Raw genomic sequence first — 26,251 nt, forward strand, 5'->3', positions numbered from 1 at the left:
TGCCCCGCTCTCGGGCGGTTCGACGCGCCTCCGGGACAGGCCGACCAGCGGCCGTTCCGGGCCGGCTGCGGCAACCGTGGATCCCACTCGCATCAACGACCACCGCCGCCGAGAGGTGACGCGAGGAACGGCGAGTCCGCCACCGCCGTCATCCCGGCTGTCGGCGACGCGACGTAGGCTCCCCTGCATGCGTATCGGAGCCCACGTCGATTCGACCGACCCGGTGGCGGAGGCGACCGCCCGAGGGGCCGAGGCCGTGCAGTTCTTCCTCTCCGACCCACAGGGGTGGAAGGCGCCGAAGCCGCGCGAGGACGCGGACCGGCTGCGGGCCGCGGGCGTCGACCTCTACGTGCACGCGCCGTACGTCATCAACGTCGCGACCCTGAACAACCGGATCCGGATCCCCAGCCGCAAGCTGCTGCTCGGGCACGCCCAGGCGGCCACCGCCATCGGCGCCAAGGGGCTGATCGTGCACGGCGGGCACGTGAACGCCGGCGACGACCTGGCCGTCGGCTTCGACAACTGGCGCAAGACCTTCGCGTACGCGGCGGACTCCGGCGGCTTCGGCGTGCCCGTCCTGATCGAGAACACCGCCGGCGGTGACAACGCCTGCGCCCGGCGGCTCGACGCGCTCGCCCGCCTCTGGGACGCCGTCGGCGATCACGAGGTGGGCTTCTGCCTGGACACCTGCCACGCCCACGCCGGCGGGGAGGAGCTGCTCGGGCTCGTCGACCGGGTCAAGGCCATCACCGGCCGGATCGACCTGGTGCACGCCAACAACTCCAAGGGCGCGTTCAACTCCGGCCAGGACCGGCACGACAACCTCGACGGCGGCACGATCGACCCGGAACTGGTGGTGGCGGTCATCCGCGCGGCCGGCGCACCGGTCATCGTCGAGACCCCGGGCGGGGTCGACGGTCAGGGCGCCGACATCGCCTTCCTGCGCGACCGGCTGGGCGCGGGGAGCCCGGCGGCATGACGACCGAGCAGTCCGCCTCCGGCAGTCCCCGTCCCGACGCAGCCGCCGAGAAGGCCGGCACTGCCGGGAAGACGGAAGCCGCCGGAAAGACCGACGCGACCGGCGCCACGCCCGGCCCGGCCGCCACCGGGACCGCCGGGGCCGAACCCGGGACCGGCGGGACCCAGTCCAAGGCCGGGGCGGCCGAGCCCAAGGCCGGAGCGGCCGAGCCCAAGGCCGGCGGAACCGTCAAGGACGGCACCAAGGCGGGCGCAGCCAGCAAGACGGACACCAAGGCGGGCAAGGACGACGCCAAGGCAGCCGACAAGCCGGACGCCAAGGCGGGCTCGGCCGGTGCGGACGGTGCCGGCGGCGCGGGCAAGGGCGGCGACAAGGCGGCCAGCAAGGATCAGGACGGGGGTGACAAGGACGGAAAGCCGGACCGGTGGGAGGCCTTCGCGTCCGCCCCCGAACCGGTGCCCTCCCGGATCGGGCGCGCCGCGCGGGCGGTGGGCCGCCTGCTGATCCACGAGTGGACGCTCGCGACGCTCGCCTCGCTGGCGTTGGCCGTGCTGCTGACCTGGCCCACGCTGCGCTACCCGCGACACACCCTGCCGCAGGACTACTGGGATCCCAGCCTCCAGGCGTGGCAGATGGCCTGGTCGGGGCACATCCTGCTGACCAACCCGGGGCAGCTGTGGCAGTCGAACACCTTCTTCCCGGAGTCCTGGAGCTTCGCCTTCTCCGACACCCTGCTCGGCTACGCCCCGGCGGGCATGATCGGCACCGGTCCCGAAGCCGCCGTGCTCCGCTACAACATCATGTTCGTGCTGGCCCACGCGCTCGCCATGCTCGGGGCGTACGCGCTGGCCCGTCAGCTCGGCGCCGGCCGGATCGGCGCGGCGGTGGCCGGGGCGAGCTTCGCGTACGCGCCGTGGCTGCTGGCCCAGGCCGGGCACCTGCACGTGATCTCCAACGGCGGCATCCCGCTGGCGTTGGCGATGCTCGCCCGGGGGCACGGCTGGTCGTTGCGGCACGGGTACCGCCCCGAGCGCCGGCACGACGGCTGGGTCTACGCCGGCTGGTTCGTGGCGGCCTGGCAACTCAGTCTCGGCTTCGGCATCGGGCTGCCGTTCGCGTACTTCCTCGCCGGGACCGTGCTGGTCGCGGCCGTCACCTGGTTCCTGCGGCGGTGGGTCGTCCGGCCGGTCAAGCGCCCGTTCGGTCGCCGGTTGCTGATCGCGGACCTGGTCGGCGGCCTGTTCTTCGCCGGTGTCGGCGCCCTGCTGGCCATCCCGTACTTCAAGGTGGCGGGGGCGCACCCGCAGGCAGAGCGTTCCATCGGCGACATCGGTGTCTACTCGCCGCCGGTGGCGGGCTTCTTCACGGCGCCCGCCGAGTCGCGGGTCTGGGGCGCCCTGCACGAGGGCGCGCGGGCGGCGCTGCCCTGGCACCCGGAGATGACCCTGCTGCCCGGCTTCGTGCTCTACGCGCTCGCCGCCGGCGGGCTCTTCTTCTCGGTGTGGAAGCTGCGCCACCGGCTGCTGCTGCTCGTCGGGGTGGTGGTGACGATGGTGCTCGCCATGGGCACCCGGTTCTTCGACGGCACCTTCACCTACGTGCCGCTGTTCGACCACCTGCCCGGCTGGAACGGCATCCGTACCCCGGGCCGGCTGATGCTCTGGACCACGCTGCTGCTCGGGCTGCTCGCGGCGGGCGCGGTCAGCGCGTTCGCCACCCGGGTCCGGGAGGTCTACGCCGAGCGGATCCCCTCCTGGCCGAGCCCGTGGCTGCGGCTGGCCACACTGCTGCCGCTGGTGCTGGTGCTCGGCGAGGGGCTGAACGCCACGCCGCACCCGGTCGTGCCGTCCCAGCCGGCCGCGATGCGCACCGTGGACGGGCCGCTGCTGGTGCTGCCGAGCAGCCAGAGCCTCGACCAACCGGTCATGCTCTGGTCCACCAGCAAGTTCCAGGACGTGGTCAACGGGGGCAGCGGTTTCACCCCGCGCCAGCTCGACGACGTACGCCGGGTCACGCTGGCCTTCCCCGACCAGACCAGCGTCGACTACCTGCGCGTCCTCGGCGTGCGCAACGTGCTGCTGATGCGGGACCACATCGCCGGCACGCCGTGGGAGGTCACGGTTGACGCGCCGGTCGACGGGCTCGGCATCACCCGCGAGGAGATAGGGAACATGGTGGTCTACCGCTTGTGACCCTCGTCGCCCTCACGTCGGCCTCGAAGCAGCCTCCCGGTCGTCCGATCCTCGGAAGAGCTTGCGGGCAGCGGAGAGGATCGCCAACACGGCGACCGTGAACAGCCCGGACAGCCCGTTCAACCACCAGTCGACCGTGTCGGCGGAGAAACACAGGCTGTCCGGCGTGCAGTCGGCGTCGCCGAGTTCGAACCTGCCGGCAATGACTCCGGCGGGAAGGCAGGCCAGCGCGACACAGCCGCCCAGGCCGAAGAACCACCCGGACACCCGCCGGACGAGGACCAGGCCGAGCCAGACCGTGACGAGCAGCGCGGGCAGGAGCGCGTCGACGGCGCTCACGCCGGCCAACGGGTCATGACTCTCGACAGGACGCCATCAGGACGTCACTCGCCGGCCACCGTCCAGCCCGTCCCCGTCCCCGCCGCTGACGGCCGGGGCCGTCAGCGCCGAGCTGGCCGCCAGCTCCGTCGGTTGCGGCGAGGCCGGGGCTGGTCGACGCCAGCGGGCCACCCAGGGTGCGTCCCTGGTGCCGTTGAACACCCCACCGTCCGGATCATCCGGATAGGTCTTGCGGACCGCGTCCAGTTCGGGGTGCAGGATCTCCCGGACGACAAGCACGCAGAGCAGCACGACGGTGGCCAGGCGCAGCGTCGAGGCCAGCACGAAGACACCCTCCGGGAAGACCGGCCGGCTGGTCGCCGCGCCGAGCAGCTCGCCGTAGAAGGCCACGAAGTAGCAGACCTCGGCCACCTGCCAGGCGAGGAAGGCGCCCCACTTCGGGCGGGCGAGCACCACCAGCGGCAGCAGCCAGAGCACGAACTGCTGCGACCACACCTTGCTGAAGATCAGGAAGGCGGCGACCACCAGGAACGCGAGCTGGGCGAGCCGGGGCCGGCGCGGCGCCAGCAGCCCCAGCGCGGCCACCCCGAGGCAGGCCAGCCCGAAGAGGGCGTACGACAGGGTGTTCAGCGTCGGGATGTTGGCGTTCAGCCACTCGAACGGCCCGAGGTCGGCGGGGTTGGCGTTGCCGAACTTTCCGTCCACGTAGCGGCCGATGTACCAGAGGGTGCCCCAGTCGATGGGCCGGGTCGAGTTCAGCTCGAAGAAGCGGTCCCAGTTCTCCCGGTAGGGAATGGCGACCGGAAGGTTCACGAGGACCAGGGAGACGAGGGCCGCGCCGAAGGCGGTGAGGGCGGCGCGGAGCCGCCCGGCGCGCAGTCCCAGCACCAGGATCGGGCCGAGGATGAACAGCGGCCACATCTTGGCCGCCCCGGCGAGACCGAGCAGGACGCCGGCCGCCAGTGGTCGGCTGCGGGCCCAGGCGAAGAGGCCGAACGCGGCCAGGCCGATGGCGAGCAGGTCCCAGTTGACCGTGGCGGTGAGCATCAGCGCGGGGGCGAGCGCGAAGAGCGCGGCGTCCCATGGTCGACGGCGGCGTAGGGCGAGGAGCACCGCCACGGTGGCGACCGCCAGCGCGCCGAGCACCAGCGCGTTGAGGTTGTAGAACCACATGCCCTGGTTGATTCCCGGGTCGTTCTGGCCGAGGGCGTGCACGGGCAGGCCGAGGGCGCCCATGAAGTACCCGGTGAGCACCGGGTACTCGACGGGGTGGTCCTGGTAGGGCACCGCACCCTCGTTGAGCCGCTCGGCGTAGTAGAGCGCCAGCACGTCGGTGTAACAGAAGCGGGTGTACTGCACGTTGTTCTGCCAGGCGCCGTCCTGGCAGGGCGACTTCTGCACCCAGTGCAACGCCAGGGTCAGGCAGACCAGGGCCAGGACGATGCGGGTCGCGGTCCAGAACCGGCTCTCCCGCCCGGCGGGCCGGTCCAGGGTGACGGCGTGGTCGCCCAGCGGGCCGCCGATCGCGCCGGAGACGCCCCGGACGAAGCCGTCGGAGCGGGACGGATGGTCAGGGGCACCGGCGTCGTCGATGCCTCGCGTCGACTGCGTGCTCATGAAGGTGCATCCTGCCGTACATCGGGCCTCCGCGTCCCCTCCCTCTCACGACACGTCGATACGTGGAACGCCGCCGGCGGCCGGAAAGTTGCTCCGGCCGCCGGCGGCGTTCGTCGATCAGTCGTTGTCCGGCCTGGGTGTCAGGCTCGGTAGCAGCCCGCCGCCGCCACCGTCCCGGCCGGGGCGGGGATCAGTCGGGGCGGTGGGCCCGCCGGGGCCACCGGGGCCACCGGGGCCACCGGGAGGGGTGCCGCCGCCGTTGTTTCCACCGCCGTTGTTGCCGCCGGGCGGGCAGAGCAGGTCCAGCGGACCGCAGTTCGGCGGGCCCGACGGAGGCGGCGGGGGCGGGGGCGCCTCACCGTTGCCGGTGTTCGGGTCGCCGACGTTCGCCGCAGGCGGGAAGTCCTTCTTCTCCCATTTCTTGACCTTGTGTGCCTCGTCCATGAACCGTTCCCAGATGGTGCCCGGCAGGTTGCCGCCACTGATCTTGTCGCCGTTCTTCAGCTTGAGCGGCTTGCGGTCCTTGACGTTGCCGACCCAGACGGCGGTGGCGATCTGCGGGGTGTAGCCGATCATCCAGGCGTCGCCGTTGTCGTCGCTCTTCGCCTTGAGTTCCCAGGTGCCGGTCTTGGAGGCGGCCTTCCGGCCGTCGTCGAGCTTGTGGTTGACCCGCGCCGGGTACTGCTCCAGCACCGAGGTCACGTCCGCCACGACGTCCTTGTCGATGCGCTGCTCACCCTTGAGCGAGCCCTCGTCGGCGATCTTCTTCCACTTGCCGGTAGCCTCGTCCCGCTTCTCGACGGAGAAGAGGAAGTGGGCCTTGTGGTAGCGGCCCTGGTTCGCGAAGGTGGCGACGCCGTTGGCGTGGTCCAGGACGGTGATCGGGTACTGGCCGTAGCCGACGACGTGGAAGAACGGGTTCGGCGCGATGTCCTTCGGATCGGTCTTGGTGAGGTCGTAGCCCTTCGGCGGATTGGTGTCCGACCGCCACATCATGCTGACCCCGGCCTTGGCCGCCATGTCGACGACCTTGTCCGGGCCGATGTCCTGGCTGACGTGGTAGAAGGGCACGTTCAGCGACTTCAGGGTGGAGACCGTCAGGGTGCAGGAGTTGCCGCACTCGGGGTTGTCCACGCCGGCGTTGCTGACCTTGAACTTGGTGCCTTCGGGCGTGAAGGCCTTGCCCTTCCAGCGCGACTCGAGGGCCTTGCCCGCCTTGAGCGCCGCCGCCAGGGTGTAGATCTTGAAACTCGAGCCCGGCGGGTGACCGCCGTAGGGGTTGCCGGAGGAGTCGATGTTCTTGCCGGCGTAGTCGGTGCCGGTGCCGTTGTCACCGCCGTAGTAGGCGAGCACGCGACCGTTCTTCGGATCGATGGCCACCACCGCCGCCATCAGGTTCGGCGGCTGGTCGGAGAGTTCCGACCCCTTCTTGCTGCGCTGGGCGGTCTCGACGGCCGCCTCCTGGATCTTCGTGTCGATCGTGGTGCGGATCTTGTAGCCACCCGACATGAGCGCCTGGGAACAGAGCGGCTTGGCGTCGGTGACCTGCTCCTCCTTGTCGACGCAGAGGCCCTTGTCCCGCATCTCCTGCTTGACGTAGTTGATCACGTTGCCGTACGGGGTGTTGACGCCGAAGTCGATGCCGGCGCCGCCCTGGCTCGGCTTCTTGGGCATCGGGTACTCGGCCAGAGTGGGCGCCGCCGGCTTGCCCGGGGCGTTCAGCCAGCCCTCGGCGACCATGCCGCTGATGACGTACTCCCAGCGGGACTTGGCGTCGACCAGGTTGACCGCCGGGTCGTAGCCCTTGTGGCCCATGCCGGCCTCCGGCTGCTTGATCAGCGCGGCGAGGACCGCGCCCTCGGCCACGCTCAGCTTGTTCGCCGGCTTGCCGTAGTACGTCTGCGCCGCCGCCTCGATGCCGTGCGCGCCCCGCCCGAAGTAGATGATGTTCAGGTAGTGCTGCATGATCTGCGGCTTGGTGTACTCGTCGTTCAGCTTGGAGGCGAGGATCGCCTCCTTGACCTTCCGGGCGTAGGTGTCGTCCTTCAGGTTGTCGAACGCGTTGCGCGCGTACTGCTGGGTGATCGTCGAGGCGCCCTGCTTGCTGCCACCGGAGACGTTGTTCCACGCGGCCCGGACGATGCCCTTGTAGTCCACACCCGAGTGCTCGTAGAAGTTGCGGTCCTCGGCCGCGGCGACCGCGTCCTGCACGTGCTTCGGGATCTGGTCGATGGTGACCAGGGTCCGGTTCTGCGTGCCGACCTTCGCGATGATCGTCTTGTTGTCGGACGCGTAGAGGGTGGTCGCCTGCGGCGGCGTGGTGTCCTCCGGAAGGACCACGTTGGTCGAGTAGTAGGTGAAGCCGACGACGCCGAGCCCGGCGAGCATGATGAACACGGCGAAGGCGGCGATCAGCATGTTGACCCGCTTGCGCTTCTTCGCCCGCGACGAACCGGCCGGGTCGCCCGCGCCGCGCCCGCGCCGACCGGGGCCGGTCGGCCCGCCGGGCCCACCAGGGCCGCCTGCGGCCGGGGAGACGCTCGCCCGGGCCGAGGCACGGCCGCTGACGCCGCCGACCGCCGCCGACCCGACGCTGGCCCGTCCGGCCGGGGCGGCGCCGACGGCGGCGGAGCCCACCGAGGCGCGACCCGCCGGCCCGCCGGCCGGGGAGACCGGCACCGAAGCGCGACCCGAGCCCGCCGCCCGGCCGGCGCCGGGTGCGGGCGGGACCGGCGCGGCCCGGCCCGGCGCCGCCCGACCGACCGAGGCCGAACCCACCGAGGCGGAGCCCACCGAGGCCGTTCCGGCGCGCGGCGGGACGGCCGCGGAGGCTGAACCGGAGACAGAACCGCCGCGCGGCGGGACGGCGGCCGAGCCGCCGACCGAGGCCCGTCCGCCGGCGGCGCGGGGCGCGACCGAGGCGCGGCCCGCGGGTGCCGTACCGTCCTGTGCAGCCGACCAGCCGCCCCCGGAGGCGTCGCCGCCGGGGTCGCCGTGCTGGCCCGGGATCTGGGCCCGCCCGCGCGGGGAACTGGAATCGCCGTACGAGTTCATTCCTCACACCCTGCCGTCGCGGTGGGACGCGACTGCGCCGCCACCGGTTTGCCGTGAGATGGGACACCTGTCGAGGGCGGCACGTGCGTGCCGGTCGACCGGTGCCACTTGCGAATCAATCGGGCCAATCAGACCAACGATCCGTCGGTCTCCCCAGGCGTGCGTGCGCTGGCCGGGGTCGGCCGATCGAGCGAAGATCACCGTTGCGCCTCTCGCCTCCGTCGACTGCCCGCACCGTTGCCCGAGGCGGCCGCGCCGCCCACCGCGTCCTGCTCCTGCCCACCCTCCGGACTCCCGGCCAGGCCGTCCCGGCCGAGCAGGTACTGCTCGACGAGATGGTTCCAGTCACAGCCGAGGCACACCTCCACCACGAAGACCTGGAACTCACGCACCGTCATCGCCAGCACCGGCAACTCGGCCAGTGTCCGGGCCTGGCCGGCGGACTGCTTGAGTTCGTCGCCGTAAATGTAGTGGACGTGGGTCAGGTTCTCGCTCCGGCAGATCGGACACCGCTCGTCGGTCGGCTCACCGTGGAAGCGGGCGGCGTTCTTCAGGTAGGGCGAGGCGTCGCAGACGTCGTACGTGCCGACCCGGCCCGCGAGGAGCTCACGCAGCACCGCTCGCTTCCGGAGCGAGTAGTCGACTACCTGGCGCTGCGTACGCATGCGGAGAAGGGTACGCGGTCTCGTCGGACGGGGCGACCACGGTGACGATGCGTGACCGAAGAACCTCGGAGCGGGGGTTTGCCCTGATCACGGCGATCCGCTAGCGTGCGATGTATCGGTCCGATACATCGCGGCGGTTACTGCTCCGCGTAGAGGGTACAGAGAGGATGGCCCGTGCTCGAGCTCGCCATCCTCGGCCTCCTGCAGGAGTCTCCGATGCACGGCTACGAGCTGCGCAAGGAGCTGACCGCCAAGCTCGGTGCGATCAGGGCGGCGATCAGCTACGGCTCGCTCTATCCCACGCTGCGCAGGTTGCAGGCGGCGGGATGGATCACCGAGGCCGCGGAGGCACCCGCCACGGTCGAGGAGGCTCCCGCGCTGACCAGCCGACGAGGTCGGGTGGTCTACGAGATCACCGCGGAGGGCAAGGAACGCTTCGCCCAACTGATCGCGCAGACCGGGCCGGAGACGTACGACGACACGGGTTTCGGCGTGCACTTCGCGTTCTTCGCCCGGACCGACCAGGCGACCCGACTCCGCATCCTCGAGGGTCGCCGGCGAAAGATCGAGGAACGCCGTGAAGGGCTTCGCGACGTGCTCGGCCGGGCGGCCGAGCGGCTCGACGCCTACACGCTGGAACTGCAGCGCCACGGCCTGGACGCCTGTGAGCGCGAGGTCCGCTGGCTGGAGGAGCTCATCGCCAACGAGCGCTCCGGCCGTGCCCCGACGGTCCCGTCAACCGGGACGGCCGGCGGCCGACGAGAAGACAACAGCCCGCCTCCGCCTGGAGAGTCCAGGAAAGAGCGGCCGTGATGAAGAAGAAGGAGGCAGACGCTATGGGCTCCGTCCGCGTCGCCATCGTCGGTGTGGGTAACTGCGCCTCGTCCCTCGTACAGGGCGTGGAGTACTACCGGAACGCCGACCCGAACGACCGCGTCCCGGGTCTCATGCACGTCACCTTCGGCGACTACCACGTTTCGGACGTGCAGTTCGTCGCGGCGTTCGACGTGGACGCCAAGAAGGTGGGCATGGACCTCGCCGAGGCGATCGTCGCCAGCGAGAACAACACCATCAAGCTCTGTGACGTGCCGCCGACCGGCGTCACCGTGCAGCGCGGTCCGACCTTCGACGGTCTGGGCCAGTACTACCGCGAGATCGTCGAGGAGTCCGACGCCAAGCCGGTCGACGTCGCCCAGGCGCTGCGCGACGCGCAGGTCGACGTCGTGGTCTCGTACCTGCCGGTCGGCTCCGAGCAGGCCGACAAGTTCTACGCCCAGGCCGCGATCGACGCCGGCTGCGCGTTCGTCAACGCGCTTCCGGTCTTCATCGCCTCCGACCCGGAGTGGGCCAAGAAGTTCGAGGACGCGGGCCTGCCGATCGTCGGTGACGACATCAAGAGCCAGGTCGGCGCCACCATCGTGCACCGCGCGCTGGCGAAGCTGTTCGAGGACCGGGGCGTCGAGCTGCTGCGCACGTACCAGCTCAACTTCGGCGGCAACATGGACTTCATGAACATGCTGGAGCGCAACCGCCTGGTCTCGAAGAAGATCTCGAAGACCCAGTCGGTCACCTCGCAGATCCCGCACGAGATGAGCAAGAGCGACGTGCACATCGGCCCGTCGGACCACGTGCCGTGGCTGGACGACCGCAAGTGGGCGTACATCCGCCTGGAGGGCCGCTCCTTCGGCGACACCCCGCTCAACGCCGAGCTCAAGCTCGAGGTGTGGGACTCGCCGAACTCGGCCGGTGTCATCATCGACGCCGTCCGCGCCGCGAAGATCGCGCTGGACCGGAAGATCGGCGGCCCGATCCTGTCGGCCTCGTCGTACTTCATGAAGTCCCCGCCGGTGCAGTACGCCGACCACGACGCGCAGGCCGCCGTCGAGGCGTTCATCGCCGGTGACGCCGAGCGCTGACGCGCCGACAGCAGCACCGGCGAGGGCCGGGTCCGCGCGGACCCGGCCCTCGCCGCGTCCGGCCCTTCCACCCCGGGCTGAACCGGGCGGGCTGGGACGGGACCGCGTCAGGACCAGGCGCGACGCAGGGCGACCCCGGCCTCCAACTCCAGCAGCTTCACCTTCCGGTCCAGGCCGCCGCCGAAACCGACCAGCTTGCCGCCGGCGCCGACGATCCGGTGACACGGCACGAGCACCGGGATCGGGTTGCGGTTGCAGGCCACCCCGACCGCGCGGGCGGCACCCGGGTCGCCGAGCCGGCGGGCCACCTCGCCGTAGGTGAGCGTCTCCCCGTACGGGATGCGGGTCATCTCCCGCCAGACGCCCCGTTCGAAGTCGGACCCGCCCGGCGCGGCCAGCGGCACCGCGAACCCGGTCAGCTCGCCCGCGAAGTACGCCCGCAGCTCCGCCAGCGCCTGTCGGGCCGCCTCGTCGCCCGGCTCCTCGGCGGCGGCGTCGACCCGGCCGAAGTGGGCCCGGCACACGTGGGTGCCGTCGGTGGCGACGGAGAACTCGCCGATCGGGGAGTCGAGCACGGTCCAGCGCATCCCCCCATTGTCCCCGGTGCCCGCTGTACTGCCCCACGTCGCGGCCCCGCTGGGCCGTTTGCGTCCCGACCGACGTTGCGGGGCACCGATACCGTGCAGGCCGTGGCCACGGGGACGCTGATCTTCCTCATCACCGGCGGCGCGGGCGTCGCGGTGCTGGCGCTCGCCCTGCTCGGCGGCGAGCTGCTCCACTTCGGCAACCCGGACTTCGACGGTCCGGTGTCGGTGGAGGCGGTCGCCGGGTTCACCGGAGCGCTCGGCTTCGGCGCCGCGATCGTCAACGAGCTGGTAGGTGGGCGTACGCCCGGCATGATCGCCGTGGCCCTGGCCGGCGGCGTCGTCGCGGCCGTGCCCACCGCCTGGGCCGCGGCCCGGCTGAGCCGGGCGGCCCGCGACATGCGCACCGACCCCACTCCCACCCGCCACCACCTGGTCGGCGCGCTCGGCCTGGTGGTCACCCCCGTGCCCGCCGACGGCTACGGCGAGGTCCGGGTCCGGGTGGCCGGCCAGCCGGTCAAGCTCAACGCCCGCGCCGACCGACCGATCCCGGTCGGCGCCCAGATCTTCGTGGTCGAGGCGCTCAGCGAGACCAGCGTGCACGTCGAGACCTACTGAACCCCCCTCATAGAAAACAGGACGGTCACATGCCCCTTCTCATCGCCATCGGCGGCGCGGTCCTCCTCGTCCTCGTGCTCGTGCTCTTCGTGCTCTCCCGGATCAAGGTCGCCGGGCCGAACGAGGCCTTCATCGTCACCGGCCGCAAGGGCCGCACCACGCAGACCGCCGACGGCGGCCGGTCGACCGACAACTCCGGGCAGAAGGTCGTGCTCGGCGCGTCCGTCTTCGTCCTGCCCGTGGTGCAGAAGCTCCAGTCGCTCGACCTGTCCAGCCGGCGCATCGACGTCGGCATCAAGGGCGCGGTCAGCAAGCAGGGCATCCGCGCCGACCTGCACGGCGTCGCGATCGTGAAGGTCGGCGGCACCGAGGACGCCATCCGCGCCGCCGCGCAGCGCTTCCTGCACCAGCAGGACGAGATCGAGGACTTCACCCGGGAGGTGCTGGCCGGCGCGCTGCGCTCGATCGTCGGCCGGCTCACCGTCGAGGAGGTCATCCGGGACCGGGCGGCGTTCGCCAGCGCGGTCGCCGAGGAGGCCGAGCACTCGATGACCAACCAGGGCCTGGTGCTGGACACCTTCCAGCTCCAGGACATCCTGGCCGAGGGCTCCTACCTTCAGGACCTGGGCCGGCCGGAGGCCGCCCGGGTGCTCAAGGACGCGGCCATCGCCGAGGCGCGGGCCCGGCAGCAGGCAGAGCAGGAGCGGCTGCTCGCCGAGGAGGCCATCGCCGAGGCCAACCGGAACCTGTCGCTGAAGCAGGCCGCCATCCAGGCGGAGATCGACGCGGCCAAGGCGAAGTCCGCCGCCGCCGGGCCGCTGGCCCAGGCCGAGCGGGACCAGGCGATCCTCTCCGAGCAGCAGAAGGTCGCCGAGCGTAACGCCGAGCTCAAGCAGCGTCAGCTCGACACCGAGGTGCGCAAGCCGGCCGACGCCGCCCGGTACAAGGTGGAGCAGGAGGCCGAGGCGTCCCGCAACGCGGCCGTGCTGAACGCCGACGCGCAGCGCCAGGCCGTCATCGCCGCCGCCCAGGCCGCCGCCGAGCAGGCACGGCTCACCGGTGAGGGCGAGCGGGCCCGCCGGGCCGCGCTGGCCGAGGCCAACGCCATCGAAGGCGCCAAGGAGGGTGAGGCCGAGCAGCGCCGCCGCTCCGCCATCGCCGAGGCGGTCGAGCGGGAGGGTGCGGCCGAGGCCGCGGCCATCCTGGCCAAGGGGCAGGCCGAGGCCGACGCGATGGCCCGCAAGGCCGAGGCCTTCGCGGCGTACGGCGAAGCCGCCGTGCTGGACCTGCTGGTCAAGGTGCTGCCGCAGGTCGTCGAGGCGGCCAGCGCCCCGATCGGCGCGATCGACAAGATGACCGTCATCTCCACCGACGGTGCCTCGTCGCTGACCAAGTCGGTGGCGGGCAACGTGGCCCAGGGGCTCCAGCTCGGCAGCGACCTGACCGGCATCGACCTGGCCGGCCTGCTGGGGAAGCTCGGCTCGGCGGCGGCGACCACCGGCAACGGCAAGCCGCCCGTCGACGGTACGGCGGTCGAGACCCGCTGACGCGACCCGACACGACTGCCCGGGGTTGGGCAGAACGACGCCCGCCGAGCCGTGCTCCTGCAACGGCTCGGCGGGCGCCGACGTTCGGTGGGACGGTGGGGCGAAGCTCACCTGATGGTGGTGACCGCCCGGCGGACGCCGCGGTGGGCCGGCACCCGCCGCGCCGCCCTAGGGGCCGACACGGCGGGTGCCACAGCTCCGTCAGACGACGTCGACGGTGAACTTCTGTGCGGTCCCGAGGCCCAGGGTCGGGCTGGACCAGTCGATGGTCCGGTCCGCGATGAGCGGGTTGGCACCGGCGGTGATCGCCTGCCCGTCGACGTACGCGCGCAGATAGATGGAGCCGTCCGCGTTGTAGTCGATGAAGTCGAACACCTCTGCGGAGCCGACGGTGGTGCTTGTGGCGATCAACGGCTTCGTGCCCTCGCTCGCCGCGGTCACCAACTTGCCGTTCACCAGGGCGCGCAGCGTGAAGAAGCTCCCCTCCGGGAGGAAGACCAGTTCGTACTTCTCCCACCCGCCGACGGCAGCGGCGCCGGCGATCAGCGGCTTCGTGCCCGCACCGTCCGCGGCGACGAACCTGCCGTTCGCCGCCGCCCTGAGGCTGACGATCGGGTTCGGTGCCTCCAGGTCGAACTTCGCCGAGGCACCGATGGCATCGGCGCTCGCGATCAGCGGCAGCGTACCCCCGCCGTCCGCGACGACGAACTTGCCGTTCACCACCGCCTTGAGGCTGACGCTGCCATCGGTGTTGTGGACGATCTGGAACTTCTCCCACCCGCCGATGGCAGCGGCGGCGGCGATCAGCGGCTTCGTGCCCGCACCGTCCGCGGCGACGAACCTGCCGTTGGCCCGCGCCTTCAGCCCGACGTACCCGCTTCCGGCGTCGACGATGTCGAACTTCTCCCACCCGCCCATGGCAGCGGCGCTGGCGATCAGCGGCTTCGTGCCCGCACCGTCCGCGACGACGAACCTGCCGTTGACCCGCGCCTTCAGCCCGTACGAGCTGCGGGCCACCGGCCCGGCACCGACCTGGAGGAACCGGTCCAGCGAACGCTGCGTGTCGTGGACGGCGCCGGAGAGGCCACCGGTCACGATGCTGTCGCGCACCTGCGACGGGCTCCACGTCGGGTTCGCCGCCAGCAGCAGCGCTGCGGCGCCGGCGACGTGCGGTGACGCCATCGAGGTGCCGCTCAGCGTCGCGGCGCCCGTCGTGGAACCGATGGTGGCGGAGGTGATGCTGACGCCCGGCGCGAACGTGTCGACGCAGGCGCCGTAGTTGGAGAACCAGGCCCGCGCGTCGATCTTGTCCGTGGCGCCGACCGTGATCGCTGCCGGCACGGACGCCGGGCTCACCAGGCAGGCGTCCTGCATGGAGTTGCCCGAGGCGACCGCGTAGGTGATGCCGCTGGCGATCGAGGCGTTCACCGCGTCGTTGACCGCCTGGACGTTGCCGCCGAAACCGAGGCTCATGTTCGCCACAGCCGGCTTGACGGCGTTCGCGGTCACCCAGTTGATACCGCTGAGGAGTTCCTCGCTCGTGCCGGAGCCCTCGCAGTCCAGGACCCGCACCGCGACCAGCTTGACGTCCTTGGCGACGCCGTACCTGGTGCCACCCACCGTGCCCGCCACGTGCGTGCCGTGCCCGTCGCAGTCACTGGCGTCCTTGGTGGAGGTGCGGTCGGACATGGCGTTGAAGCCGTAACTGGCCCGGCCGCCGAAGTCCTGGTGCGTGATGTTGATACCGGTGTCGAGGACGTACGCGGTGACGCCCGCCGCCGACGTGCCGGGGTAGGTGTAGGAGCCGTCCAGCTTCGGCGACACCTGGTCGATCCGGTCCAGGCCCCAGGACGGCGGACTGCTCTGGGTCCCGGTGGCGGAGGCCCGTACTACGGGCTCCACGTAGGCCACCTGCGGGTCCAGCGAGAGCCGCTTCACCTGACCCGCGCTGGCCTCCATCGAGTACCCACGCAGGCCGTTGGTGAAGACCTTGCGTACCTTGCCCCCGTTCTTCTGCGCGAGCGCGGACGCGGCGGCCCGGGTCTCGCTCGGTGTTGCCTTGCCGTCCTTGAGGACGACGATGTAGCGGCCCGGTACGACCTCGCCGGGTTCGGCACCGCGCACGGGTGCCCGGGTCGGTTCGGCGGGCTCGGCCATCGCCGCGCCGCCCGAACCAGCGACGGCGACGGCCGTCGCGGAGGCGAGAAGCAGGCCCGCCACCGCTGAGCGGCGCGCAACGCCACGACGTCTCACAAATGACTCCCCGTTGATTCGAAGGACCGTCCGCTGTGGACTCGGACCGGTCACACGGCCAGCCTCTACCGGACTCGGAGGGCTGGAGAATTCCGCCCCATCATCAGTAATGATCAGTAGCTGACGCGTCAGCCATTCGGTCGATACGTTGGCGTCTCGTACTCGCTACGCGAAGCGGTACGCCCCGCTGTCGGAGGACGCCGGCCGGCATCGGCACCGGTCTGCGCTACAGGCCCTCGTCGCGGGCCCAGCGCAGCAGCTCCGCCTCGGCCTCGTCGCGGTCCAGCGGGCCACGCTCCAGGCGCAGCTCCTTGAGGTGCTTCCAGGCCTGTCCGACGACGGGCCCCGGCGGTACGCCCAGCAGCTCCATGATGGCGTTGCCGTCCAGGTCGGGCCGGACGCGCGCCAGGTCCTCCTCGGCGGCGATCCGGGCGATCCGCTCCTCCAGCGCGTCGTAGTCGGCGGCGAGCTGGGCCGCCTTGCGGCGGTTGCGGGTGGTGCAGTCCGACCGGGTCAGCTTGTGCAGTCGCGGCAGCAGGTCACCGGCGTCGGCGACGTAGCGGCGCACCGCCGAGTCGGTCCACTCGCCCCGGCCGTAGCCGTAGAAGCGCAGGTGCAGCGCCACCAGCGCGGTCACCTTGGCGGTGGTCTCCTTCGGGTAGCGCAGCGCCTTCATCCGGGCCTTGGTGAGCCGGGCGCCGACCACCTCGTGGTGGTGGAAGCTGACCCGGCCGTCCGAGCCCACCGCCTTCGTCGCCGGCTTACCGACGTCGTGCATCAGCGCGGCCATCCGCAGGACGAAGTCCGGCCCCTCGGTCTCGTACGAGACGGCGTTGCTCACCACGGTCAGGGTGTGCTCGTAGACGTCCTTGTGCTGGGCGTGCTCGTCGATCTCCAGCTTGAGCCCGGTCAGCTCCGGCAGGAAGCGCTCGGCGAGCCCGGTGTCGACCAGCAGCCGCAGCCCGGTGATCGGGTCCGCGCCGCAGAGCAGCTTGGTGAACTCGTCGCGGATCCGCTCGGCCGTGATCCGATCCAGGTCGCCGGCCATCCGGGTCATCGCCGCGTACGCGTCGGGGTGCACCACGAAGCGCAGCTGCGCGGCGAAGCGGGCCGCGCGCAGCATCCGCAGCGGGTCGTCGCCGAAGGACTCCGCCGGGGTGCCCGGGGTGCGGATCACCTTGGCGGCGAGGTCGTCCAGCCCGCCGTGCGGGTCGGTGAACCGGTGCTCGGGCAGGCTGACCGCCATCGCGTTGATGGTGAAGTCGCGCCGCCGCAGGTCCTCGGCGAGGTCGGTGCCGTACTCGACGACCGGGTTGCGGCTGACCTGGTCGTAGGACTCGGCACGGAAGGTGGTGATCTCCAGCCGCAGCCCGTCGCGCTGGCACCCGATGGTGCCGAACTCCCGGCCGGTCTCCCAGATCGACTCGGCCCAGCCGCGCACGACGCGCAGGGTCTCGTCGGGGTGCGCGTCGGTGCAGAAGTCGAGGTCGTCGCCGAGGCGGCCGAGCAGGGCGTCGCGTACCGAACCGCCCACCAGGTGCAGCTCGTGGCCGGCCCGCGCGAACCGGCGGCCCAACTCGTCGGCGACCGGGGAGACCCGGAGCAGTTCGGCGACGGCGTTGCGCTGCGCGGCGGTGAGTTCGCGGCGGTCGGCGGCGTGGGGAGCGGAGGCTTCGGACATGGGAGCGCCAGACTATCGGTCCCGACGGGGATGCGGTCCGCCGGGCGCGGGTAACGGGTGGCCGTTGACTATCGTCTGTGACGTGCGGGCCGTGCCCCGGCTCCGACGTACCTCTCTGCCTTGGAGGCGACAAGATGAGCGGCGGTCTCTACCGCAGCGCGAACGCCGCCCAGGGCGGCGCCGCGCCCGGCCGGCCGTCGGACGGCGCCACGTTCATCTCCGCCGAGCCGCTCAACCAGCCGGCCATGGAGTCGACGGCGCCGCCGCAGGAGCAGGTGGGCGAGGCCAGCGCTGCGGCCAACAGCGCGGTGATGGCCATGGGCAGCCTGGTCAGCCGCGGTACGGGCTTCCTGCGCAACCTGGTGATCGCGGCGGCGCTCGGCGGCGCGCTGGTCGGTGACGCGTACACCACCGCGCAGATCCTGCCCGGAATGGTCTACGAGTTCCTGCTCGGCGGCGTACTCACGAGCGTGCTGATCCCGGTGCTGGTACGGCGGCGCAAGTCGGACGCGGACGGCGGCCAGGCGTACGCCCAGCGACTGCTCACCCTGGCGGTCCTCGCCCTCGGCGTGGCCGCGTTGTTGGCAGTGCTGTCGGCATCGTGGTTGACCATGCTCTACGGCAGCGGTGAGTCGGCCGGCGAATATTCGAAGCTGGTCACGGCGCTGGCCCGCCTGATGCTGCCGATGATCTTCTTCTCCGGGTTGAGCGCGCTGATCAGCGCGGTGCTCAACACGCGGGGCCACTTCGCCGCCCCGATGTGGGCGCCGATCCTGAACAACCTGGTGGTGATCGCCACCGCCGGCCTCTACATCGCGGTCTTCGGCGCGGACATCATCAAGCCGGACGAGATGACGACCGGGCGGATCCTGCTGATCGGCGGCGGCACCCTGCTCGGCGTCGCCATCCAGGCCGCCGGCCTGCTGCCGGCGCTGCGCAAAGTCGGCTTCCGCTGGAAGCTCCGCTTCGACTTCCGGGCGCTCGGCCTGCGCGAGCTGGGCCGGCTCGGGGCGTGGATGTTCTGCTACGTCGCGGTCAGCCAGATCGGCCTGATCGTGCTGTTCAACCTGCTGAACCGGGCAGGCAGGGAGAACGCCGCCGGCCCGCTGATCTACAACAACGTGTTCCTGCTGCTGATGACGGCGCACGGCATCATCGCCGTCTCGATCATCACCGCGCTGATGCCCCGGATGAGCGCCGCCGCCGCCGACGGCCGGTACGCGGACGTGGCCGCCGACCTGTCCCGGGGCACCCGGACGGTCACCGCGGTGCTCGCCCCGATCGCGGTCTGCTACGCCGTGCTCGCCTCCCCGATCTCGTTCACCCTGTTCCGCTGGGGCGCCTTCGACGAGGGCAACGCCACCGCCACTTCCGTGGTGCTGCTCGCCGCCGCGCTCGCCCTGGTGCCGTTCGCCGTCAGCCAGCTCTTCACGTTCGCCTTCTACGCCCTGCCGGACACCCGCACCCCGGCGCTGATCAACATCCCGGTGGTGGCGCTGCGCATCGGGGTGCAGATCGTGCTCTTCGCGGTCTTCTCCGCAAGCTTCGCCGGCGCCGGCATGATGATCGGCAACGCCGTCTCCTACCTGGCCGCCGCGATCGCCTCCGCCTGGCTGCTACGTCCCCGGGTGGGGCGGATCGGCCTCGGCGAGATCATGCGCACCGGCGCGCGGGTGGCGGTCGCGGCGCTCGGCGCGGCGGTGGTCGGCCTGATCGTGGTCAAGCTGCTGCCCGGCGACGACACGCCGAGCCGCCTGGAGGCCGTCGTCCAGCTCGTGGTCGGTGGCGCGGTGATCGGCGGGACGTACCTCGGGCTGGCCATGGTCCTGCGGATCGGCGAGATCACCGAGGTCGTGGGCATGGTCCGCCGCCGGCTGGGCCGCTGACCGAAACCCGTCTCTCGGGCGCGGGCGACACGCTGCGGGCGGACTGCACTCTCTGTGAACGAGGATCACCAGCCTGGGGATGCGCCTGTGGATAACTCCGCGATTCGCCGCTCAGACACCGAAAGGTCCTGTGGATAACCAGCCGTACGGATGAGCATGGCGGTCCGGTCGGGGGGAACCCGGCTGCGTCGACGCGATCGCCGCAACGGCCGGCCCCCTCCCTGCGGGTGCTTGCGGCCAACCTCTAGATTGGCCAGTACATGTGCCAGCAACGTGGCTGACAGCGGGAGTAACCGGACAAGTCGGCCGCCTGCCGGCAGCTCGGCCCGGGAGCGGCGCGAAGATGACATGTCGGGGAGACGGCCAACCCGGGTAAGGTCGCTCTCGACGGGTACGGCAGGCGCCGGCGCTCCGCGTCGACACCGGTCGGCCGGTTCCTTCGAAGGCAGAGCGGGAAGCCACATGCCCAGCAGCGCGGGTCCATCGATCGACACGATCACCGAGGGAGGACGGGTGACCCAGGTCGGCGAAGGTCAGGAGGCGGAGGAGAGCGCTCCTCAGGTCATGACCTTCGGTGCTCCCACGGCCGGTGAGATCCTCGCCGAGCGTTACGAGCTGGTCGAGCACATCAACAACGACAGCGCGGGTCGGCTGGTCTGGCGTGGGGTCGACGTCATCCTGCGCCGTCCCGTCGCGGTCGTGCTGCGGTACCCGGGTGGCGACTCGGCCACCGAGATGCTCCAGGGCGCCGTCGCGGCCAGCCGCGTCATCCACCCCAACCTGGTCGGCGTCTACGACGCGATCGACGAGGCCGAGCGGGCGTACGTGGTGCGGGAGTGGGTCGACGGGCAGTCGCTGCGCGAGCTGGTAACCGACGGGCCACTGGACCCGGCGCGCGCCACCACCATCGGCAACGCGGTCGCCAGCGCCCTCGCCGCCGTGCACGCCACCGGCATGGTGCACGGCAACGTCCACCCCGGCACGGTGATGATCAGTGACGACGGCCGGGTGGTGCTGGCCGACGCGCGCACCGACGGCGCCGACAGCCAGCAGAGCGACGTCCGCGCGATCGGCGGGGTCCTCTACTTCGCCCTGACCGGGCACTGGCCGCACGCCGAGGCCCCGCTGCGTGGCGCCACCGCCGGCCACGGCCGGGCCGCCATCCCCGACGCCGTACGCGACGCGGCCGGCGCTCTCGCCGCCCCCCGGCAGGTGCGGGCGGGCGTGCCGGCGTACCTCGACGACCTCACCATGGACCTGCTGGACGCCGAGATCGAGCCGCCCTCGTCGGACGTGCTCGCGGCCGAGCTGGCCCGGCTGGACGTGCCGGCCGACGAGCAGTTCCTCGACAGCGCCGGCCCGCTGCGCTTCGCGGCCGACACCGGCGAGGAGCCGTCGCCGCTCGCCGCTGCCGGCGGACGCAAGGTCGCGATCGGCATCGCCAGCCTGCTGGCGGTCGCCCTCGTCGGCCTGCTGATCGGCATCACCGCTCTCGGCGGCGGTGACGACGACCCACAGACCAATCCGGTCGCCGCGCCCTCGTCGAACGCGCCCGCCGGCGACGCCACCCCGGCCGCCATCACGGCGGGGCCGCTGAAGATCAGCACCGCCCGGATCATCGACCCGGAGGGCGACCGGACCGAGGTCCGCAACGCCGACAAGGTGCACGACGGGGACGAGGACGAGGGCTGGGAGACCCAGACCTACCGGGGGCGCGCCAACTTCGGCAACCTCAAGAAGGGCATGGGCGTCTGGATCGACCTCGGCGGCGAGCACACGGTCAAGTCCGTGCAGGTGCTCCTGTCCGCGCGGGGCGCCTCCGCCCAGCTCTACGCCGGCACCACCGACCGGCCGTCGTCGTCCTCCGGTGACGCCCAGCTCTTCGCGGACTACAGGAAGACCGCGATCGGCCAGCCGTTCGAGGAGCACGAGGGCACCAAGATGACCTTCAACGGCTTCAACGCCGACCAGAAGTACCGCTACCTGCTGTTCTGGATCACCGAGCTGCCGTCGAGCGACGGCGGCTACAAGCTCGGCGTCCAGGAGATCACGGTCCAGGGGTCGTGAGGCGGCCACCGCGCTCCGGGCACCGCATCCGCCGGACGTGGTGATGGGCGTACGCGGGGAACGGGTGACCGGTGGGCCGGCGGGTCCGCCGGTCTCGTCGTCGGTGCCGGCGTCCGGGCCGGCGGACCTCGATCTCCTGCACGCCCACGTGGCCGGCGACCCGCACGCCTTCACCGAGCTCTTCCACCGGCACCGGGACCGACTCTGGGCGGTGGCCCTGCGCACGCTCGGCGACCGCGAGGAGGCCGCCGACGCCCTCCAGGACGCCCTGCTCTCCGCCCACCGCGCCGCCGGGCGGTTCCGGGGCGACTCGGCGGTCACCACCTGGCTGCACCGGATCGTGGTGAACGCGTGCCTGGACCGGATCCGCCGCCGCCAGGCGCACCCGACGGTGCCGCTGCCGGACGGGGTCCGGGACACCGACTCCGGCACCGGGGGCGTCGAGCCGGCGGCACCCGTGCAGGACCACGACACGGCGCTCGTGGTCCGGCAGGCGCTCGCCGAACTGCCGGCCGAGCAGCGGGCGGCGCTGATCCTGGTCGACGTGCAGGGCTACCCCGTGGCCGAGGTGGCCCGGATTCTCGACGTGGCCGAGGGGACGGTCAAGAGCCGGTGCGCCCGGGGCCGGGCCCGCCTGGCGACACAGCTCGGACACCTGCGCCCCGCCAGGCAGAAGCCGGAGCCGCAGGCCACCCCGCAGCGGGCGGAGCCGGCCCCGGCGACGGGCCCGAACGTGCCGGCCGTCACCCGAGGGAACCCGCGGTCGCCCGAGGGCGTCCGATCGGGGTCGGGACGGTCCCGGCGGGATCTCCACCAGGAGGACGCGTGACTGCCGGGGGGTACAGGGAGGTCGACCACGACCTGCTCGCCGACTACCTCGGCGGGGCGCTGGACGGCACCCCGGACGAGGATCTCGTCGCCCGACTGGTCGACGAGGACCCCGGCTGGGCGCAGGCGCACGCGCTGCTGGCCCCGGCCATGGCGGACGTCCACGCGGACCTGGCCACCTGGGGCGCGTCCGCCCCCGAGATGCCGGCCGACGTCACCGACCGGATCGTTGCCGCCCTGGCCCACGCCACGGCGTCCGACGCCGCCACCGCGTCCGACCTCGGCACCGCGTCCGACCTCGGCACCGCGTCCGACCTCGGCACCGCGTCCGACCTCGGCACCGCGTCCGACCTCGGCACCGCGTCCGACCTCGGCACCGCGTCCGACCCCGACCCCGGCACCGTGGACTCCGCCGGGCCGGGCCGGGCCGAGCCGGGCGGCCGGAGGGCTGGGGACGACGCGACGTCCGCCGAGGAACGGTCGGCGGAGGGTCAACCGACGGTCAGAACGGGCATCGGGGCGGTGCCGGCACAGCCGCTCGGCGGGTCCGGGAGACGTCCTGCCGGCGTACCCCGGTCGGAGCCGGGTCGCGGCGGGGCCACCGGGCCCGGGCGACGACGGCGCCGCTGGTCCCGGCTGGCCGGGCCGGTCGCGCTGGCCGCCGTGTCGATCGCGGCGGTCGGGCTCGGCGTCGACCAGCTCACCAGGGACCAGCAGACGGGCGGCGCTGCGGACTCGGCGTTGCCCGCGACGAACCGTGAGGGCGCCGCCCCCGCCGCCACGCCCTTCCGGATCGCCGGCGAGCCGTCGGTGCGCAGCGGAACGGACTACACGCCGGAGTCCCTGGCCGCCCTTGCGTCGTCGCCGAAGGCACGGCCGTTCACCGGCGGCCCGCCCGGGGAGCAGCCCGGCGTCCAGGCGGAGGGCGGGCGGCTGCCCGGCTCCGTAACCGGGCTCGACCGGCTCACCGACCCCGCCGCGCTGGGCGCCTGCATCGGCGAGATCAAGGCCGAGCACGGCAACGGTCCGCTGGTGGTAGACGTGGTCGACTACGCCCGGTTCCAGGGTCGCCCGGCGCTGATCGTGCGCTTCACCGACGCCACGGGAGCGCACTGGGCCTGGGCGAGCGGGCCGGAATGCGGTGTGCCCGGGTCCGGCTCGGACAGCCGCTACCGCACGCGGGTAGGGTGAATTCGCGGTCACCGGCCGTTTGGCCGTCCACGTGACCTGACCCACCGGATGACCGGCTCGGGAATCCCCGGTTCGTACGATGACGTTCTGCACATCGAAGTGCCGGCACCGAGCGGCGTCGGCATCGGATCGGCATCGGTGCGCGCCGATGGCGAACAACACAATCGGGAGACGGCAGTGGACGAGGTCCGCAACCTGATCATCATCGGCTCCGGGCCAGCCGGTTACACGGCGGCGGTCTACGCGGCGCGCGCCAACCTCAAGCCGCTCATCATCGAGGGCGTGCAGTCCGGCGGCGCGCTGATGACCACCACCGAGGTGGAGAACTTCCCCGGTTTCGCCGACGGCATCCTCGGCCCCGAGCTGATGGACAACATGCGCAAGCAGGCCGAGCGGTTCGGCGCGGAGTTCCTCACCGACGACGTGACGCGGGTCGAGCTGAAGGACACCGGCAGCGTGGGTTCCGACGCCGTCAGCACCGTCTGGGTGGGCCAGACCGCGTACCGGGCGCGGGCGGTCATCCTCTCCACCGGCTCCGCGTGGCGTCCGCTCGGCGTGCCCGGCGAGCAGGAGTACCTGGGCCACGGCGTCTCGTCCTGCGCGACCTGTGACGGCTTCTTCTTCCGCAACCAGCACATCGTGGTCGTGGGCGGCGGTGACTCGGCGATGGAGGAGGCCAGCTTCCTCACCCGGTTCGCCGAATCGGTCACCATCATCCACCGCCGGGACTCCTTCCGGGCCAGCAAGATCATGGCCGAGCGGGCACTGAGCAACGACAAGATCAAGGTCGAGTGGAACACCACGGTCGAGGAGATCCTCGGCGACGACGGCAAGGTCTCCGGGGTGCGGGTACGCAACACGCACACCGGCGAGACCAAGGTCCTCGACGTCACCGGCGTCTTCGTGGCCATCGGTCACGATCCGCGCAGCGAGCTCTTCCGGGGGCAGGTGGAGCTCGACGACGAGGGCTACGTGAAGGTCCAGGCGCCCAGCACCCGGACCAGCGTGCCCGGCGTCTTCGCCGCCGGCGACCTGGTGGACCACACGTACCGGCAGGCGATCACCGCCGCGGGCACCGGCTGCGCCGCCGCGCTGGACGCCGAGCGCTTCATCGCCACGCTGCAGGGCTGAACAACCGAAACACATTCCGGAGGAGGGTCATAGTGGGAGCAACGAAGTCGGTCACCGACGCGAGTTTCGCCGCCGACGTGCTGAAGTCCGACAAGCCGGTTCTGGTGGACTTCTGGGCCGAGTGGTGCGGCCCGTGCCGCAAGGTGTCGCCGCTGCTGGAGGAGATCGCCGGCGAGATGGGCGACCAGGTCACCATCGTCAAGCTCAACATCGACGAGAACCCGGAGACCGCCCGCGCCTACCGGGTGATGTCGGTCCCCACCCTCACCGTCTTCAAGAACGGCGAGCCGGTGCAGTCCATCGCCGGCGCCAAGCCGAAGGGCGAGCTCGTGAGGCTCATCGAATCGGCGCTCTGAGCAGCACCGACGCGCGTCGACCCCGTACCCGGTCCGCCGGGCACGGGGTCGACGCGTTTTTCCCGACGTGGGGCATCCGGAGCCCCCGGAACGCATAACCTCAAGCGGGGGCCGCCCGGCCAGCAACCGTCCGTGCAGAGGGGGTCGTGCGTGCGTCCGATCCGACCCGGTGACCGTGGACCCGCGGTGACCGAGATCCGTACGGTGCTGACCGGCCTCGACCTGCTCGTCCCGACGGCACCGGGCGCAGACGAGTTCGACACGCACACCGAACGGGCCGTGCGGGCCTTCCAGCAGTCGCGTGGGCTCAGCGTGGACGGCCGGGTCGGTGCGGAGACCTGGCGGGCCCTGGACGCCGCCCGCTGGCGGCTGGGCGCCCGCACGCTCTACCACGCCGTCCCGGAGCCGCTCACCGGTGAGGACGTCCGCTCGCTCCAGGAGCGGCTGCTGGAGATGGGGTACGACGTCGGGCGCGCGGACGCCATCTACGGCGTACGGACCTCCCGGGCGGTCGCCCAGTTCCAGCGCGAGGTCGGGCTGACGCCCGACGGCTCGTGCGGTCCGCACACCATGAACGCGCTGCGGCGGCTCGGCCGCAAGGTCGTCGGCGGGCGGCCGCAGTGGCTGCGCGAGTCCGACGCCATCCGGCAGTCCGGCCCGGCGCTGGTGGGCCGGACCGTCGTCATCGACCCCGGGCACGGGGGCACCGACCCGGGCGTGGTGGTGCCGGACAGGTCGCTGCGGTGGACCGAGGCGGACCTCGTGTACGACCTGGCCAGCCGGTTGGAGGGCAGGCTCGCCGCCGCCGGCGTCCGGGTGCAGCTCACCCGTGGGCCGGCCCAGGAGGACTGCCTGCCGGACGTCGACCGGGCGGAGCTGGCCAACTCGCTCGGCGCCGACGTGTTCATCTCGCTGCACGTCGACGAGCACGCCAACCCGGCGGCCGAGGGGGTGGCGACCTACCACTACGGCACCGACAACGGGGTGACCTCGGCGACCGGGGAGCGGCTGGCCGGGCTGGTGCAGCGGGAGATCGTCGCCCGCACCGGGCTGCGCGACTGCCGTACGCACGCGAAGGCGTGGGACCTGCTCCGGCTGACCCGGATGCCGGCCGTACGCGTCGAGGTCGGCTACCTCACCTCGCCCACCGACCGGGCCCGACTGGTCGACCCCCGGTTCCGGGACAGGGTGGTGGAGGCCGTCGTCGCCGCCGTGCAGCGCATGTACTTCCCCGTCGAGCGCGACGTCCCCACCGGCTCGATCGACGTGAGCGCGCTGCGGGCGGTGGTGGCCGCCGGCACGGTCGTCGACTGAGCCGCCTGCCGGCTCCCGACCGGGCTCCGCCGC

Annotated in this window: 20 protein-coding genes; 13 read left to right on the forward strand and 7 right to left on the reverse strand. The window is 72.0% G+C overall.

What is annotated here, in order from left to right; genetic code table 11:
* The first annotated feature begins 187 nt into the window (after positions 1-187).
* Positions 188-979, forward strand: coding sequence for a deoxyribonuclease IV (locus AC0OO9_RS14465; protein ID WP_484517629.1), 792 nt, complete (start codon positions 188-190; stop codon positions 977-979).
* Positions 976-3,171 carry a hypothetical protein gene (locus AC0OO9_RS14470; protein WP_484517630.1) on the forward strand — a complete coding sequence of 732 codons (2,196 nt, stop codon included), beginning with the start codon at positions 976-978 and terminating at the stop codon, positions 3,169-3,171. Before AC0OO9_RS14465 ends, AC0OO9_RS14470 begins: the two co-directional genes overlap by 4 nt.
* A 12-nt stretch (positions 3,172-3,183) precedes the next feature.
* On the opposite strand, the gene AC0OO9_RS14475 is transcribed toward AC0OO9_RS14470, so the two are convergent.
* The 4 genes from AC0OO9_RS14475 to AC0OO9_RS14490 form a co-directional block, all read right to left on the reverse strand.
* The gene (locus AC0OO9_RS14475) at positions 3,184-3,510 is read right to left on the reverse strand and encodes a hypothetical protein (protein ID WP_484517631.1); all 327 of its coding nucleotides are present in this window, start codon (positions 3,508-3,510) and stop codon (positions 3,184-3,186) included.
* Between the two features lie 36 nt (positions 3,511-3,546).
* Entirely contained in the window at positions 3,547-5,127 is a 1,581-nt protein-coding gene (locus AC0OO9_RS14480) for a glycosyltransferase family 87 protein (RefSeq protein ID WP_484517632.1), read from the reverse strand.
* A 117-nt stretch (positions 5,128-5,244) separates the two neighbouring features.
* Positions 5,245-8,181 carry a transglycosylase domain-containing protein gene (locus AC0OO9_RS14485; protein ID WP_484517633.1) on the reverse strand — a complete coding sequence of 979 codons (2,937 nt, stop codon included), beginning with the start codon at positions 8,179-8,181 and terminating at the stop codon, positions 5,245-5,247.
* 197 nt (positions 8,182-8,378) lie between these two features.
* The gene (locus tag AC0OO9_RS14490; protein ID WP_311409953.1) at positions 8,379-8,846 is read right to left on the reverse strand and encodes a DUF5318 domain-containing protein; all 468 of its coding nucleotides are present in this window, start codon (positions 8,844-8,846) and stop codon (positions 8,379-8,381) included.
* A 174-nt stretch (positions 8,847-9,020) separates the two neighbouring features.
* Between AC0OO9_RS14490 and AC0OO9_RS14495 the strand changes: the two genes are divergently transcribed.
* Together AC0OO9_RS14495 and AC0OO9_RS14500 are read left to right on the forward strand one after the other, a co-directional pair.
* The gene (locus tag AC0OO9_RS14495) at positions 9,021-9,659 is read left to right on the forward strand and encodes a PadR family transcriptional regulator (protein WP_484517634.1); all 639 of its coding nucleotides are present in this window, start codon (positions 9,021-9,023) and stop codon (positions 9,657-9,659) included.
* Positions 9,660-9,682: 23 nt separating this feature from the next.
* Positions 9,683-10,762: an inositol-3-phosphate synthase gene (locus AC0OO9_RS14500; protein ID WP_484517635.1), complete on the forward strand. Its 1,080-nt coding sequence runs from the start codon at positions 9,683-9,685 to the stop codon at positions 10,760-10,762.
* 107 nt (positions 10,763-10,869) lie between these two features.
* Here the strand turns inward: AC0OO9_RS14500 and AC0OO9_RS14505 are convergent, their stop codons facing one another.
* Entirely contained in the window at positions 10,870-11,349 is a 480-nt protein-coding gene (locus AC0OO9_RS14505) for a methylated-DNA--[protein]-cysteine S-methyltransferase (RefSeq protein WP_357577720.1), read from the reverse strand.
* A 93-nt stretch (positions 11,350-11,442) separates the two neighbouring features.
* Here AC0OO9_RS14505 and AC0OO9_RS14510 point away from each other — a divergent pair, with 93 nt between their 5' ends.
* Together AC0OO9_RS14510 and AC0OO9_RS14515 are read left to right on the forward strand one after the other, a co-directional pair.
* Entirely contained in the window at positions 11,443-11,964 is a 522-nt protein-coding gene (locus AC0OO9_RS14510) for a hypothetical protein (RefSeq protein WP_484517953.1), read from the forward strand.
* A gap of 29 nt (positions 11,965-11,993) precedes the next feature.
* Complete coding sequence (locus AC0OO9_RS14515; protein ID WP_101413437.1) at positions 11,994-13,511, forward strand: flotillin family protein; 1,518 nt, start codon at positions 11,994-11,996, stop codon at positions 13,509-13,511.
* Positions 13,512-13,712: 201 nt separating this feature from the next.
* Here the strand turns inward: AC0OO9_RS14515 and AC0OO9_RS14520 are convergent, their stop codons facing one another.
* Together AC0OO9_RS14520 and AC0OO9_RS14525 are read right to left on the reverse strand one after the other, a co-directional pair.
* The gene (locus AC0OO9_RS14520) at positions 13,713-15,764 is read right to left on the reverse strand and encodes a S8 family serine peptidase (RefSeq protein ID WP_484517636.1); all 2,052 of its coding nucleotides are present in this window, start codon (positions 15,762-15,764) and stop codon (positions 13,713-13,715) included.
* A 226-nt stretch (positions 15,765-15,990) separates the two neighbouring features.
* Positions 15,991-17,445, reverse strand: a complete 1,455-nt coding sequence (locus tag AC0OO9_RS14525) for a CCA tRNA nucleotidyltransferase (RefSeq protein ID WP_484517637.1) — start codon at positions 17,443-17,445, stop codon at positions 15,991-15,993.
* Between the two features lie 134 nt (positions 17,446-17,579).
* Here AC0OO9_RS14525 and murJ point away from each other — a divergent pair, with 134 nt between their 5' ends.
* The 7 genes from murJ (at position 17,580) to AC0OO9_RS14560 (ending at position 26,218) form a co-directional block, all read left to right on the forward strand.
* Positions 17,580-19,331, forward strand: coding sequence for a murein biosynthesis integral membrane protein MurJ (murJ, locus tag AC0OO9_RS14530; protein ID WP_484517638.1), 1,752 nt, complete (start codon positions 17,580-17,582; stop codon positions 19,329-19,331).
* Positions 19,332-19,793: 462 nt separating this feature from the next.
* Entirely contained in the window at positions 19,794-21,398 is a 1,605-nt protein-coding gene (locus tag AC0OO9_RS14535; RefSeq protein ID WP_484517639.1) for a protein kinase family protein, read from the forward strand.
* A 43-nt stretch (positions 21,399-21,441) separates the two neighbouring features.
* On the forward strand, positions 21,442-22,227 hold the full coding sequence (gene sigM, locus AC0OO9_RS14540; RefSeq protein ID WP_484517640.1) for an RNA polymerase sigma factor SigM: 786 nt from the start codon (positions 21,442-21,444) through the stop codon (positions 22,225-22,227).
* On the forward strand, positions 22,224-23,417 hold the full coding sequence (locus AC0OO9_RS14545; protein ID WP_484517641.1) for a hypothetical protein: 1,194 nt from the start codon (positions 22,224-22,226) through the stop codon (positions 23,415-23,417). The genes sigM and AC0OO9_RS14545 overlap by 4 nt, the downstream gene beginning before the upstream one ends.
* Before the next feature lie 177 nt (positions 23,418-23,594).
* The gene (gene trxB, locus AC0OO9_RS14550; RefSeq protein ID WP_484517642.1) at positions 23,595-24,548 is read left to right on the forward strand and encodes a thioredoxin-disulfide reductase; all 954 of its coding nucleotides are present in this window, start codon (positions 23,595-23,597) and stop codon (positions 24,546-24,548) included.
* Positions 24,549-24,580: 32 nt separating this feature from the next.
* The gene (gene trxA, locus AC0OO9_RS14555) at positions 24,581-24,904 is read left to right on the forward strand and encodes a thioredoxin (protein ID WP_132235478.1); all 324 of its coding nucleotides are present in this window, start codon (positions 24,581-24,583) and stop codon (positions 24,902-24,904) included.
* 150 nt (positions 24,905-25,054) lie between these two features.
* Positions 25,055-26,218, forward strand: coding sequence for an N-acetylmuramoyl-L-alanine amidase (locus AC0OO9_RS14560; RefSeq protein WP_484517643.1), 1,164 nt, complete (start codon positions 25,055-25,057; stop codon positions 26,216-26,218).
* The last annotated feature ends 33 nt before the right edge of the window (positions 26,219-26,251 follow it).

The sequence above is a fragment of the Micromonospora sp. USAFONa4 genome (assembly GCF_057197825.1).